Source organism: Flavobacterium sp. KH_001 (genome assembly GCF_057840745.1).
The window spans coordinates 1755793-1769603 of record NZ_CM174520.1; the positions used below are offsets into that span (position 1 = coordinate 1755793).

At 33.1% G+C, this 13811-nt stretch carries 11 protein-coding genes; 4 read left to right on the forward strand and 7 right to left on the reverse strand.

Features of this window, described 5'->3' with window-relative positions; genetic code table 11:
• The first annotated feature begins 54 nt into the window (after positions 1 to 54).
• Positions 55 to 921 carry a DMT family transporter gene (locus tag AC3ITQ_RS07705; protein WP_489237795.1) on the forward strand — a complete coding sequence of 289 codons (867 nt, stop codon included), beginning with the start codon at positions 55 to 57 and terminating at the stop codon, positions 919 to 921.
• 83 nt (positions 922 to 1004) lie between these two features.
• Here AC3ITQ_RS07705 and AC3ITQ_RS07710 read toward each other — a convergent pair whose 3' ends face one another.
• Positions 1005 to 3053, reverse strand: coding sequence for a M16 family metallopeptidase (locus AC3ITQ_RS07710; RefSeq protein ID WP_489237797.1), 2049 nt, complete (start codon positions 3051 to 3053; stop codon positions 1005 to 1007).
• 13 nt (positions 3054 to 3066) lie between these two features.
• Positions 3067 to 4389 carry a M16 family metallopeptidase gene (locus AC3ITQ_RS07715; protein WP_489237799.1) on the reverse strand — a complete coding sequence of 441 codons (1323 nt, stop codon included), beginning with the start codon at positions 4387 to 4389 and terminating at the stop codon, positions 3067 to 3069.
• A gap of 272 nt (positions 4390 to 4661) precedes the next feature.
• On the opposite strand from AC3ITQ_RS07715, the gene rplU reads away from it, so the two are divergent.
• Both rplU and rpmA read left to right on the forward strand, forming a co-directional pair.
• Positions 4662 to 5099 (forward strand): 50S ribosomal protein L21, encoded by a 438-nt coding sequence (gene rplU, locus AC3ITQ_RS07720; RefSeq protein ID WP_194658520.1) that lies wholly within the window; start codon positions 4662 to 4664, stop codon positions 5097 to 5099.
• A gap of 24 nt (positions 5100 to 5123) precedes the next feature.
• A complete protein-coding gene (rpmA, locus tag AC3ITQ_RS07725) occupies positions 5124 to 5384 on the forward strand; it encodes a 50S ribosomal protein L27 (RefSeq protein WP_017497241.1) in 261 nt (86 codons plus the stop codon).
• 111 nt (positions 5385 to 5495) lie between these two features.
• Here rpmA and AC3ITQ_RS07730 read toward each other — a convergent pair whose 3' ends face one another.
• The 4 genes from AC3ITQ_RS07730 to AC3ITQ_RS07745 form a co-directional block, all read right to left on the reverse strand.
• Positions 5496 to 7160: a serine hydrolase domain-containing protein gene (locus AC3ITQ_RS07730; RefSeq protein ID WP_489237801.1), complete on the reverse strand. Its 1665-nt coding sequence runs from the start codon at positions 7158 to 7160 to the stop codon at positions 5496 to 5498.
• 75 nt (positions 7161 to 7235) lie between these two features.
• Positions 7236 to 8048, reverse strand: coding sequence for a helix-turn-helix domain-containing protein (locus tag AC3ITQ_RS07735; protein WP_489237803.1), 813 nt, complete (start codon positions 8046 to 8048; stop codon positions 7236 to 7238).
• Between the two features lie 104 nt (positions 8049 to 8152).
• A complete protein-coding gene (locus AC3ITQ_RS07740) occupies positions 8153 to 10909 on the reverse strand; it encodes an AsmA family protein (protein WP_489237805.1) in 2757 nt (918 codons plus the stop codon).
• A 51-nt stretch (positions 10910 to 10960) separates the two neighbouring features.
• A complete protein-coding gene (locus AC3ITQ_RS07745; protein WP_489237807.1) occupies positions 10961 to 11542 on the reverse strand; it encodes a MiaE family protein in 582 nt (193 codons plus the stop codon).
• 114 nt (positions 11543 to 11656) lie between these two features.
• On the opposite strand from AC3ITQ_RS07745, the gene AC3ITQ_RS07750 reads away from it, so the two are divergent.
• Entirely contained in the window at positions 11657 to 12901 is a 1245-nt protein-coding gene (locus AC3ITQ_RS07750) for a glycosyltransferase (protein WP_489237808.1), read from the forward strand.
• Here the strand turns inward: AC3ITQ_RS07750 and AC3ITQ_RS07755 are convergent.
• Positions 12898 to 13776 (reverse strand): helix-turn-helix domain-containing protein, encoded by an 879-nt coding sequence (locus AC3ITQ_RS07755; protein ID WP_489237810.1) that lies wholly within the window; start codon positions 13774 to 13776, stop codon positions 12898 to 12900. The two genes, AC3ITQ_RS07750 and AC3ITQ_RS07755, sit on opposite strands and share 4 nt — an antisense overlap.
• Positions 13777 to 13811 lie beyond the last annotated feature (35 nt).

The following is a 13811-nucleotide window of genomic DNA, read 5'->3' on the forward strand; positions in this document are numbered from 1 at the left end:
AATTCGAGAGGCTGGTTCGTAAAATTATTACAAATTTGCATTAAAATACCTTTTATGGATGCAAAACAATTAAAGTGGGCTTATTTATTGGTTCTTTCACTAATCTGGGGGAGTTCTTTTATTTTAATTAAAAGAGGATTAGTTGGATTGACAGCAGTTCAGGTAGGTTCGTTCCGAATTATTTTTGCAGCCTTATTTCTATTGATTATCGGCTTTAAAAGCTTGAAGAAGATTTCGCGTCGCCAATGGAAATTTGTTGCCATAACATCGCTTTTCGGAACTTTTACTCCGGCTTATCTTTTTGCAATTGCTGAGACTGAGGTTGATAGCTCAATTGTGGCTATTTTGAATTCGCTTACCCCTTTAAATACTTTGGTTTTGGGAATTCTTATTTTTGGAATTCAGTTTCAAAAACGCCAGGTTCTAGGTGTTTTTGTTGGGTTGGTTGGGTGTTTGTTATTGGTTTTAAGCGGTGCATCAGCACATCCGGGGCAGAATTATTACTATGTCCTTTTGGTGGTAATTGCAACACTTTGTTATGCTATAAATGTCAATTTAATTAAGAAGTATTTGTCCGATTTAAATTCATTAAGTATTACGACAGGAAACTTCGCGGTTTTGCTTTTACCAGCGTTAATCATTTTAAGTACAACCGATATTCCGCAAAGAATAAATTTTGATGCCACGCAACATTCTATATTTTTTGTAATGATTCTGGGTGTTTTAGGAACCGGAATCGCGAATGTATTGTTCTTTAAATTAATCCAAATGTCATCGCCGGTATTTGCAACATCAGTGACATATTTAATCCCAATAATCGCTTTTTTCTGGGGATTATTAGATAATGAAATGCTGACACCAATTCAGTTTTTTGGTGCCTTTATTATTTTGATTGGCGTTTATTTGTCTGCTAAAAAATAAATAAGCTTTGTCAAAGTTTGAAACTTTGGCAAAGCTTATAAAAAATCTTAGTATCTCAGCACCTTAGTACCTTAGAACCTTTCTTAAAGAAAATCTTTCTCAGAAACTCCTTCGTTGATCTTAATGTCAGACATCTTGATATCCAATTCAAAACCAACATTCTGAATTAAATTAAAAGGAACTTTTACGCCTTTAACTTCTTTATAATCATTAAAGTTTGTTATTTGTGTGGATGATTTTCCGTCTTGTTCGCGAACTTTAGATTCTGCTACTTTTAAACCTGATTTTACATCGTAGAAATAAGTGGTTTTTCCATCTTTTATTGCATATGCATCGCTACCGTTAATTGGTTCGATTGCGTCTACTTTTAAATCAGTTCTTTTTTGTAATTGTAATTCTTCAAACGGAGCTGCATTGGCTTTCATTTCAGTAAGATCATTGCCTTCAAGATTTTTGCGTTGTCCTTGTTGTTCGATATAAGCACCTTTTTCATTTACCACTTGTTTCATTAAATTCATTGTTCCCATTGCAAGTGAAACCATCATTTTACCTTTTGAATCTAATTTAGATGTAAATGTTAAAGGCCCAGGAGCTTGTGGAACAGTAGTTGTTCCGTTCATAGCCAATGTTTTTACAGATGAAACTGCTTTTTCTCCACCAATAGCCTTAAGGTAATTTTCAAAAACTGTTTTTGCGGTAATTCCGGTTGGAGCTTCTTTTTTGGTAACTGGTTTTTCAACCGGATTTCCGTATTTATCAAAATAGTAAATCGGAATTTGAAGTTTTTCTAAACCTGAAATAACATCAGAACCTTTTCCGGCAATTACAATTCGCATATGATCCAAAAGGAAATATTTATTCGCGACACGGTAAATGTCATCTGGTGTAACATTATTTATAGTCTGAATGTATTTTTCGTAGAAATCGGCCGGAAGTTTCTCAGTTTCGATATTTAGTGCGTAACGCGCAACAGCCTGTGGTTTTTCAACCTGCATTACAAAGCGTCCAATGTAACCTGCTTTTACATTTTTTAATACATCTTCAGAAACTTTTTGAGTTCTGATTCTTTTAATTTCTTCTACAAATTGAACAACTGCACTATCTGTTACGGTATTTCTAACGGCAGATGATGCTTTGAATTTGGTTACATATTTTCCGCTTCCAATGCTTGAACTTGCACCGTATGTCCACGCGTGTTTCTCGCGTAAATTCATGTTTAAATAACTATTGAAATCCCCTCCTAAAATTTGATTTGCAATTACAGTTGGAAAAAAATCAGGATCGCTCATTTTTAAATTTACCGTATTTACCAATGAAATTTCAGATTGAACCGCATTTGGAACATCAACAAAATCAATTTGAAGTTTAGAAACATTCACAGGATCCGGATAAATATTTTTTGGAGCTGCTTGTTTTTTCCAGCCGCCAAAAAGTTTTTCTACAGCTTCTTTTGTTTCTTTAAATTTAATGTCTCCGATAATTACCAAATAAGCATTTTCGGGAACGAAATAAGTAGCATAGTTTGCCTGAACATCTGCAAGGGTAACATTTTTCACTGTTTCTTCAGAAAGATATTCACCGGCAGGATGATTTTTTCCGAAAGCTAAAACATCGACAACACGATTGGCAATAGCAGGAACACTTTTTTCGTCGGCTTTGAGGCCTTCAAGTAATTTTGCTTTTTCTTTATCAAATTCGACCTGAGTAAAATTTGGCTGTAAAGCGCCTTCTGCCAAAAGTTCTAGAACACGTCCTGAATATTTAGAAAGCGAACTTGCGAATGCGCCTTGAGAGGTGAAATTGATGTTAGCACCATAAAAATCAATTTCCTCATTAAAAGCTTCTTTGGTGGTTTTTTTAGTACCATTTCCAATTAAACTGCTGGTTAGTTCATCAACACCTTTTTTGCTTCCTTCTGTAAAAGGAGCGTTATCCAAAGTAAGATTGAAACTTACTCTCGGCAGTTTATGATTTTCAACTATCAAGACCTTCATGCCGTTTGCCAAAACAAAAGTTTGCGGTTTTTTGATGTTGACTACTGGCGAATTGCCTGGTTTTGGTTGCGGACGATTTTGTGCTTGCATAATTCCAGTTAGGAATAAAAGGATTAAAACTGTATGTATTTTTTTCATGACTTGGCGGCTCTTAATTTTGAACTTTTGTTGAAGGAATGTATTCTAAAACTAAACGTTGGTTCGGATTTAGATACTTTTTAGCAACTTCTCTGATTTCTTCTCTTGTAATAGAGTGGTACAAATCAATTTCTGTATTGATAAGATTTACATCCCCATAAAGTAAGTAATAAGAAGCCAGGTTTTCAGCAATTCCTTCAACGGTTGCGTTTGCGTTTACAAAATTATTGTCGAATTTGTTCTGTAATTTTTCATAGTCTTTTTCAGAAATCAAGTCTGTTTGGATTTTTACAATTTCTTCATCCATTTCTTTTAAGATGTCGGCCATGGTATAAGTTCCCATTGGCAATCCGTATAAAATGTACATTCCGTAGTCTTCCTGACTAAAACCTACAGCACCAATTTGAAGTGCCATTTTTTTATCATCAACTATTTTTTTGTACAATTTCGAACTTTTTCCATCACTTAAATAAGAAGAGATCAAATCTAAAACTCTTGCATCTCTTGTTTTCATTGATGGAGTTCTGTAAGAGGCAACTACCATCGGAATCTGAATATTCGGGTCTTCGTAAGTTGCTTTTATTGTTTTATTGATAGGTTCTTCGGTAAAAGTTTGTTTTTTAACTACCTCGCCTTTCGGAATTGGCCCAAAATATTTCTGAATCCATTCTTTTGTTTTGGTTTTGTCAAAATCTCCGGCAACTACTAAAACGGCATTGTTTGGCGTATAGAATTTTTTATTAAAAGCCTGGAATTCTTCTAAAGTTGCAGCATCCAAATCTTTCATAGAACCGATAGTTGTCCAGCGATAAGGATGATTTTTGAACATATTCTCTTTAACAACCGGCAAAATGTTTCCATAAGGCTGATTGTCGTAGCGCATTCTTTTTTCTTCTTTAACAACTTCGTTCTGAGTATCTACACCAATTTTATTGATAATTGGATGCATTAATCTTTCAGATTCCATCCACAAACCCAATTCTAAACTGTTTGATGGAAAAACTTCGTAATAATAAGTTCTGTCATCTGATGTGTTGGCATTGTTAACTCCGCCATTTGCGGTAACTATTTTCATCCATTCACCACGTTTTATATTTTGGGTTCCTTCAAATAATAAATGTTCAAAGAAGTGAGCAAAACCCGTTCGGTCAGGACGTTCGTCTTTTGAGCCAACATGGTACATTACCGACGTAATGACAACAGGGGCAGAAGGATCGTTATGCAATATTACGTGCATGCCGTTATCCAGATTGTATTCTTCAAAAGCTACTTTTTGAGCATGAGCAACTCCGCCGAGCATTAATGCAGCACTTAACATCATTATTGAATTTTTCATAGAGATTAATAATTTATATTTACCTAAATAATAGGTAGCCAAGACTTGTTTATAGTTACATCAAAAATAAGTTTTTTTAATTATGAATTTAGAATCTGTCCCTGTTTTCATAATACTTTAACAGTCTTTTACTTTAAAAATGGTTTTTTATGCGGTTAAAACACCTTGAAAAACAGACTTTAAGGTTAAATAAATATTTTTGAAATAAGAGATTGCACAGTAAATTATTAATTGTATATTTGCAACCTTAAAAATCAATAAATCAATTTGGTATGTATGCAATCGTAGAGATAGCAGGGCAACAATTTAAAGTAAGCAAAGACTTAAAGGTTTATGTTAACCGTTTGACTAATGAAGAAGGTTCAAAAGTTTCTTTTGACAAAGTTCTTTTATTAGACGATAACGGAAATGTAACTTTAGGCGCCCCAGCTATAGAAGGTGCTTCAGTAGAAGCTAAAGTGTTACAACACTTAAAAGGAGACAAAGTTATCGTTTTCAAAAAGAAAAGAAGAAAAGGATACAAAAAGAGAAATGGTCACAGACAATATCTTACTCAAATTGTAATTGAAGGTATTACTGCAGCAGGAGGAACTAAAAAAGCAGCAGCTAAAAAAGCGGTTGTGGCAGAAGAAGTAGCTACTGAAGAAGTAGAAGCTCCTAAAGCTAAAAAAGCAGCTCCAAAAGCAAAAAAAGAAGCTACTAAAGAATAATAACAATATTTAAACTCATACGTCATGGCTCACAAGAAAGGTGTCGGTAGTTCGAAGAATGGTAGAGAATCAGAATCAAAACGTCTAGGCGTTAAGATTTTTGGTGGACAAGCTGCTATTGCTGGGAACATCATCGTTAGACAAAGAGGTTCAAAACATAATCCAGGTGAGAACGTTTACATCAGTAAAGATCACACACTACACGCAAGAGTAGCTGGAGTTGTTAAGTTCCAAAAGAAAAAAGATAACAAATCTTATGTATCTATTCTTCCATTCGAAGCATAATCATTAAGATTACTTATTATAAAAAACCCGTTCTGAAAAGATCGGGTTTTTTGTTTTACTATAAAATTGAAATTGATTTATCGGCGTATATAAACTAATAAACGGTAAAATTTATTCCTTTATTATAGAAGGTAGTATATAATCTACTATAATTTTATCTGCTTGGGGATGTCCATAAGGTTTGTTGTACGCTTTTGAAGTGATAATAACTACAAGCGGCAGATCATTAAAAATTATAAATTCATTTCCTCCATTACCAGCGCAATAGTAGGCTTCGTAATTTTTTTCCTCGGAAGTGAAGGTCCTGTTCCAAAACAAATAACCATAGAATTGATTTTCTCTTTCCGGGATTTGAATTTGATGTGTTAAAGTTTTTCGAACCCATTCAGTCGGAATGATTTGCTTATCATTCCAGACACCATTATTTTTATATAATTGAGCGTATTTTGCATAATCCAGTGAAGTCATTTGTAAGCTTCCAGCGGTATTGGCTACTTTTTGAGGTGTATATTGCCATTGATAATTTGTGATGTTTAGGGGCTTAAAAAGTTTGTTATCTGCATATTTTTCCAATCCATCAGGGATAGATTTGTTTATAATGTCTCCTAATAAAATTGTACCAGCTGTAAAATAATCCCATTTGCCACCATTGGTTTTAGATTTGTCCATGCCTAAATCTAAAGTAAATTTTACCCAATTATCTGTAGGATACATGTTTTCTTCGTTTCCGGGAGAATCACCATCTTGATCAGACCCGTCGAATGCCGAGCTCATTGTGAGTAAATCTTTTATTGTTACACTATCCTTTTTGGCGTCATAATTTTCAAATTCCTTTAAATTATAGAATTTGTTTAATGTCTCATTTTCGTTTTTTATATGACCGTCTTTTATGGCAATTCCCATTAATGTTGATGCAAAAGATTTTCCTGCTGAGCGAGTGTCGTGCAAAGTATTTCTGTTTGCGTCATTGAAATATTCTTCGATAAGCAATTTTTTATCATAAACAGCGACTACACTCGTTATCTCCTTTAATTTATAGTTCGCAATATCAATATTAAGCTTTTCGATTTTCTTTTTGTCAAAAGGAAAAGTTGAAATTTCCCAATCACTGTTTGGCTGTATTGGCTGAACTTCAATTTGTTTTGCGGTTAATTTAGGTGTTTTTATAATAAGCTGAATTTCTCCTTTTGCGATTAAGTCTCCCGTTTTAACGTCATCTTTATCATTTTTAAGATAGGGACGAATTTCTATTTTTAGTTTGTGTGTGCCTTCAGTCAAAGCATTTTCACCACCATTAAGTTTAAATCTGTCCCACATATACATCGCCCACCAGTCTTCTCCTTTTGAACTGGTAAGTGGAACTCTAAATGTTGTTGAAGTATTTTTGTTTCCGCCTGATCCAAAATTGCATCCGTAATTAATGTTTTCTTTATAAATAAACTTGTTGTCGACATAAAAGGAAAACTGTAGGTTTCCTGTTTGTAGAAGCTTTTCTGCAGTTAAATCAGGATTTAATTGATGTAAATAATTCGTAACCGAATTATTCATGAAAACTCTGATGTTCAGGTCTGATTTACGTTTTAATTCGAAAGATTTTAGAAAATCAGATTCTTTATATTGATCTAAAGGAATGTTTCCATTCATAAAGGTAATTTTGCCGATATTGTTTTTGTGTAGCTCGTTTACTATTCCATCTGTTTTAACCAGATCATTGTTTTGTGCCGAAATAAGGCTGGTAAAAAATAATATTGATGCTAAAAAGATTCGTTTTATCATGTGATTTTTATAAGAGTTAAAATGTAAAACTACTGCACAGCAAATTCAAAAAATTGTACAGAATTAACATCTTGCTTATTTCTTGAAAAGTAATTTTTTATGTTCAGAAGGATTCAAACCGTTTATTTCTCTAAAAGATCTGGTTAGGTGACTTTGGTCAGAAAATCCACATTCGTAGGCAATTTCGGTTAATGATTTATTTGGTGATGAAATTAAAGAAAGCGCTTTTTCTACTTTTAATTTTCGAATATATTCACCCAAATTACAATTAAAATATTTTGAGAAATCTCTTGAAAGATGAATGGGATGTATGTTTAATATTTTAGATAAATAATCGAGCGTGATGGTTTCTGTAAATTGATCATGAAGAATTTCATCAATCATAAAAACCCATTTTGGATTTTTATGTAAAATCGATTGAGAGTCTCTATTCAGTTTTGATAATATCTCGATTAATAAAGTTTGAGTAGAGAGATCAGAATGAATGTCATCAATCTTAGTTGCCCTAAAAATTTTATACATCAGTAGTTTAATATCAGGATTTATGACCGAGGTGCTACCTTGTAAATTATTGCTATTCATTGTCAAATCGTCAAACCATTGTTTTTCAATTTCAAGATGAAAACCTCGCGTAAAGCCTTCTGGTTTAATATTGTAATGTGCTTCCTCCCAATTGTGAAATAATAAACTTCCTGGTCCGCAATTGTAAACTTCTTTTTTATTTCCTTCAATAACATTTCCCTGAAGGATAAATGTAAAATAAGCATGCTCATGATAATGCCAGTCTACTTTGGGATGTGTATAAACGGTATCTGTTAACGTTATTCCATTAAGTAGAATTGTTTTGTTAGTCTGACCGTAAAACTCTCCTTTTTTTGAATGTTTCATGATTATGTTATTTATCGGCTCTGTTTTGGATTTGAAAATCAAAGCTATAAATATAATTTGCAATAAAATAAAAAACCTGCTCATTATGAACAGGTTTCGATAATTTATTCTTCGGTATCTTTTGTTTCTTCTAAATCTTGCGATTTTCTTCCCACTTTTATTTTTGGATTATCCTGCGTTCCGGTAACGGTTAACGGAATTCCAAAAATTCCTAATGGAGGAAGTCCTAAACGCATTTTTAAGTTCAATTTTCCGTCTAAACTAGTTGTTCCTTCAATTCTTGGTCTGAAACCGGCAAACTTGAATTTGAAGCGCTCAACGGTCATGATGTTGTTTTTGATCGTCGTTTTAATATCAACTTTAGAAAGATCCGGATTTTTCATGGCTTCAGAGCTTGTTTCCTTACTCACGGCATTGAACATTTTTAATCCTCTAACTTTTACATCTTTTACAGAAAGTGTTCCTCCACCAGTTAATGAAGGATAAACGGGTTCCATATTTCCGTTAAGGCGACCTTTTAATTGATAATCTAGAGAAACAATACCTTGTGCTTTTTCAGCAGCACTGGCCATTTTTCTGAAAACTTCTATTTCATTATAAGCTCTTTTAATGTCAAAATCAGAAGCCTTAATATTGTAGTCGAAATTTGCTTTTTGAGTCGTCACCGCTTGATAATTGGCATTCATAACCACATTGCATCCTATTAAATTGAATCCGGTATTCTGCATGCTCAGCTTGCCTTTGTTCATGTTTAGGTTTCCTGTTGCATTTTGAAGAATTAATTTATCAAAATACACTTTTTGTGCATTGGCTATCAATTGTAAATTCAAATTAGACGGAATGATAATGACTCCTGTTTGTTTTGCTTCGGTTGGAGCCGGAGTTTCCGTTTTTGTTTGTGTAACTGATGTGTTTGCCGGCGTACTCGACATAAATTCATCTACATTAATATATTTGGCGGTAACTTTAAAAGAGCCTCTTAAAACGCCTGTATTTGTGGTTGCATAATTGAAAACATTCTGTAAATAACCATTCATTCTAAAATCAGATTGGCCGTACGCAGCCAAGAAGTTATTGAACGACATTTTATCCTGATTGATTTTGAAAATCCCTTCCTTAATGATGAATTTCTTTGGAAGGTATTCTGATGTAATACCAATATTTCTTAGTTCAAGAGTTCCTTTGTTGTGTAATTTGCTGTAATTCCCTTTCTCGGCATCACTCTGTTTTCCTTTTAATACTAAATCCGCTTTTACAAAACCATCTAAATCCAATCCTTTTTGAGAAAAAACTTTATAGATTTTATTGACATCCAATTCTCCTTTTGCTTTGATGTCGTAAGTCAAATCATCAAAGTTGCTCAAATCAGCTTCTACGAAAACCGGTTTTCCTTCAAATGTAAATTGAGTAGGCTTTAGGCTTACTTTCAAATCATCAAAAGTTCCTTTGTTGTTTTCAATTTTAGATTTAATGGTAATATTGGTAATTGGATTTGGATAATATGGCGTTTTTAAATAACCATTTTCTAAATCAATACTTCCTTTTGTAACTGGAAAAAGTCTGTTTTTAGTATCAAATTTTCCGTTTGTTTTAATATCACCAACTAAATTTCCTTTTAATTCTACATCTGGAATTCCAAGTGCTTTCATTAATTTTTCAAGATCAATTTGAGCTTTAAACTCTCCGTTAATATCTGGTGTGTTTATGCCTTGTACGTGAAATTTAGATTTTAAATAATCTTTGTTTATGTTTAAAGACAAATTTTTGGCGTCAACGATTACAAGATCCGGATTTAAAGAAGGAACCTTAGTTTTTATATCTAAATTTAGATTTGAAACTGGAAAAGCACTTTTGTTGTAATTCACAAAACCACTGTCTATTTTAATGTCTAAATTAAGATCGGGTGCTATTTTTTGTGAAGCAATGTAGTCTCCTTTTAAAGTCAAAAGTAAGTTGGTGTTTCCTTTTAATTCGGTTTTAGATAACCAGGTTACATATTTTGGCGGGAAAGCTGTAAATACATCATTCAGGTGGCTGTTAGTCGATTTTATAACAAAATCCATATTGTATCCATCTTTCAAGAAGTCAAATTTCCCTTTGAAATCAACTAAGAGCTGATTGATTTTAAGGTTGTTTTGTTGGAAGAAAAAGGATAATGAATTTACATTTACTTTAGTAATTAAATCGGCATCTACTTTTTTGTTCATTAAATAAGGTTCGCCTTCGTAAATAATATTTAATTTTTCAATTTTAGCAACAGAATATAAATCGAAAACGGCTTTATCTAAATTTCCTTTTCCTTTATAATTAAATCCGAGTGCATCAAAATGAACTTTGGCTGATTGATCGTCGTAAATTATTTTACTGTTTAGAATCTCAATTCGCTCCAGTTTCAAGGCTGTTTCCGTGCTGTCTTTTGGGTTTGAAGCTTGGGATGAAGATTTGTAAATGTTGTAATTTGCTTCTCCGTTTGCATTGACTTTTACATTAATAAATGAATCAGATAGGTATATCTGGTCAATTTTTACTGTTTTACTAAAAACTAAACTGGCAACATTTATTCCAAAAGAAATCTCTTTTGCAGTAATGAATTTCTCGTTTTTGTACGGAGCTGATCCGTTAAGATTCAGATCACTTAAAGTTAAAGTCAATGAAGGGAAATGATGAAAAAAGGAAACGGAAACATCTGAATAATTCAGTTCAGCGCTTAGTTTTTCGTTGGCTGTTTTTTTAATCTGTTCTTTAATGGTGTCCGCAAAAATTATGGGTAGCAAGAAAAGTAATCCTAAGATAACGACGAAAGTTATTCCAAAATATTTAGCTATTTTTAATAAAACGGATTTCTTTTTACTTGTTGTCATAACAAATGGATGTATTTAAATAATAAAGAATAAGATTCGAATAAATAGTAATTATCCGTGAACTGTTTCGTTTTTTCCGTAATTCGTAATGATCGAGCCTTCATATTCTATCCACTCTTTCCAACGTTTGTCAACATCAACATTATCTGCATACTTTCTTGCAAATCCTAAAAAGGTAGTATAATGTCCAGCTTCAGAAATCATTAAATCACGATAGAATTTGGCTAATTCTTCATCTTTTATATTTTCAGAAAGTACTTTAAAACGCTCACAGCTTCGAGCCTCAATCATTGCCGAAAACAATAAACGATCGCAAAGTGCGTCTTTTCGGCTTCCATCTTTCTTCATGAATTTAAAAAGCTCATTTACATAATGATCTTTTCTTTCGCGCCCCAGCGTAAATCCTCTTTTCTTAATAATGTCGTGAACCATCTGCAAATGCTCTAGTTCTTCTCGTGCAATAACTAGCATTTCGGTTACTAATTCCTCTAATTCAGAATTATAAGTAACTAAACTGATTGCATTTGAAGCTGCTTTCTGCTCGCACCAGGCATGATCCGTCAAAATTTCTTCGATATTCGATTCTACGATATTTACCCAACGGGGGTCTGTGGCTAATTTTAATCCTAACATAATTTTATAGAAAAAAGTATTCTGCAAAATTAGTGTTTTTTTATGACCGAAAGTCGGCAAATTTGGTGCAAATCCGCGCAAAATAGTATTATTTTGTAACTTGAAACAAATAAAATGAATCAGATCAAAAAACTTTTAATTATAGGTTTTGTTTGGCCCGAACCAAATTCGTCTGCGGCTGGTGGTAGAATGATGCAATTGATTTCTATTTTTAAGCAAAATGGATTTCAAATTACATTTGCGAGTCCGGCTATGGATAGCGATTTTATGGTCAATTTATCTGAGTTTGGAGTAGAGAAAAAATCAATTGAATTGAATAATACCAGTTTTGATGATTTTGTAATCGAATTAAATCCGGATGTTGTTTTGTTTGATCGTTTTATGATTGAAGAGCAATTTGGCTGGCGTGTGGCTGAAAATTGTCCAAAAGCGATTCGATTATTAGATACTGAAGATTTACATTGTTTAAGAACCGCAAGACAAAAAGCTTTCAAAGAAAACAGAACTTTTGCATTGAATGATTTATTATCAGAAGAAGTAGCTAAACGTGAAATTGCCAGTATTTTAAGATGCGATCTCTCATTTATTATTTCCGAATTTGAAATGAAAGTTTTGAAAGAGGTTTTTAAAATTGATTCGGATTTATTGTATTATTTGCCATTTTTGGTTTATGAAATGTCCGAATTGGATCTTTTGAAATTGCCTCTATTTGAAGAACGCAAAAATTTTGTTTTCATCGGAAATTTTCTTCATGAACCCAATTGGAATACCGTTCAATATTTAAAAGAGTCGATTTGGCCTTTAATTAAAAATCAATTTCCAGAAGCCGTTTTGGAGATTTATGGTGCTTATCCTTCGCAAAAAGTATTGCAGTTGCATCAGCCTAAAAATGGCTTTTTTATAATGGGAAGAGCTGCAGATGCAAATGAAGTGGTAAAAAATGCGAAAATAGTTTTGGCACCGATTCGTTTTGGAGCTGGTTTAAAAGGAAAATTATTAGAAGCCATGCAATGCGGGACACCAAGTGTAACTACAACAATTGGTTCCGAAGCGATGCATGCTAATTTGCCCTGGAATGGTTTTATTACAGATGATATTGAAACATTTGCGAAGAAAGCAGTTGAATTATATCATGATGAAAATTTGTGGAAACAATCTCAAAAAAATGGAGTTGCCATCGTGAATGAATGTTATCAATTAAGTAAATACTCGACTGCTTTAATTACAAAAATTAATTCGCTGTTGAATGATTCTGAAAGCCATCGTCTGCAAAATTTTATGGGAAGTTTGCTTCAGCATCACACTTTAAAAAGCACCAAGTACATGGCCAAATGGATAGAAGCTAAGAACAAAAATTAGTCTGCCATTTTCCCAAATCCAACTGTTTCTCTATATAATTGTGGCGAAACATCGGCATTGGTTTTAAAAAATCGACTGAAATAATGTTCGTCATCATAACCCAATTCATAAGCGATTTCTTTTACCGTTTTATTGGTCATGTATAATTCTCTTTTGGCTTCAATGATTATTCTCTCCGCAATTAAATCGGTCAGCGTTTTGTTGAAGTAATTTTTCGATAATTTAGCCAAGGCTTTCGCCGAAATATTCAGCATGTCTGCATAATGTCCTGCAGAATGTTTGGTTTTGAAATGATCTTCAATAGCATCTTTTAGGTTTTGCAGAATAAAAGGTTCTTTAGAATTAGGAACAGATTTCATTTCTTCTAGTTGCTGATTTTTTAATCGGGAAGCTGTAATCAAAAATATTTTCAAATAAGAAACCAAAGATTCATATTGTGCCAAATCAGTGTTTTGAATTTCAGTTTTCATCTGATCTAAGACCATTTTAAAAGTTGCAGCAGCTTCTTCTGTAATTTTGACAAAAGGCGGCTGATACACATTATTAAATAAAACGCCACTGCAGGAAACCTCTTTTTGATGCATGTGAATGCAATAAAAATCGGGATGAAAGTGAATTGCAATTCCTTCAATTGGTTCGCTTACGCAAAGCATAAAAGGTTGGTAAGGCGAGAAGGCGAGGAGGGAGTTTTCTTCAAAATGATGTTCGGCAAAATCGGCTTTTACCTTTCCTTTTCCTTTGGTGACCCAAATTAAAGAGAAAAAATTATTACGTTGCAAATGATCAAAATGACTGTTGTCGCCAAACGGAAGAAGTTTGAAAGCCAGATTTCCCGTTTGCGGATTTATTAGTGTAAAAACATTCTGATTGCTCATAATCTGTAGCGTTTTTAAAAATATAAAGATAGTCA

Coding starts and splice junctions, on each gene's coding strand:
- AC3ITQ_RS07710 (WP_489237797.1), bottom strand. CDS start 3,053: ATGAAAAAAATACATACAGTTTTAATCCTTTTATTCCTAACTGGAATT.
- AC3ITQ_RS07705 (WP_489237795.1), top strand. CDS start 55: ATGGATGCAAAACAATTAAAGTGGGCTTATTTATTGGTTCTTTCACTA.
- AC3ITQ_RS07740 (WP_489237805.1), bottom strand. CDS start 10,909: ATGACAACAAGTAAAAAGAAATCCGTTTTATTAAAAATAGCTAAATAT.
- rplU (WP_194658520.1), top strand. CDS start 4,662: ATGTATGCAATCGTAGAGATAGCAGGGCAACAATTTAAAGTAAGCAAA.
- AC3ITQ_RS07750 (WP_489237808.1), top strand. CDS start 11,657: ATGAATCAGATCAAAAAACTTTTAATTATAGGTTTTGTTTGGCCCGAA.
- AC3ITQ_RS07715 (WP_489237799.1), bottom strand. CDS start 4,389: ATGAAAAATTCAATAATGATGTTAAGTGCTGCATTAATGCTCGGCGGA.
- AC3ITQ_RS07745 (WP_489237807.1), bottom strand. CDS start 11,542: ATGTTAGGATTAAAATTAGCCACAGACCCCCGTTGGGTAAATATCGTA.
- rpmA (WP_017497241.1), top strand. CDS start 5,124: ATGGCTCACAAGAAAGGTGTCGGTAGTTCGAAGAATGGTAGAGAATCA.
- AC3ITQ_RS07755 (WP_489237810.1), bottom strand. CDS start 13,776: ATGAGCAATCAGAATGTTTTTACACTAATAAATCCGCAAACGGGAAAT.
- AC3ITQ_RS07735 (WP_489237803.1), bottom strand. CDS start 8,048: ATGAAACATTCAAAAAAAGGAGAGTTTTACGGTCAGACTAACAAAACA.
- AC3ITQ_RS07730 (WP_489237801.1), bottom strand. CDS start 7,160: ATGATAAAACGAATCTTTTTAGCATCAATATTATTTTTTACCAGCCTT.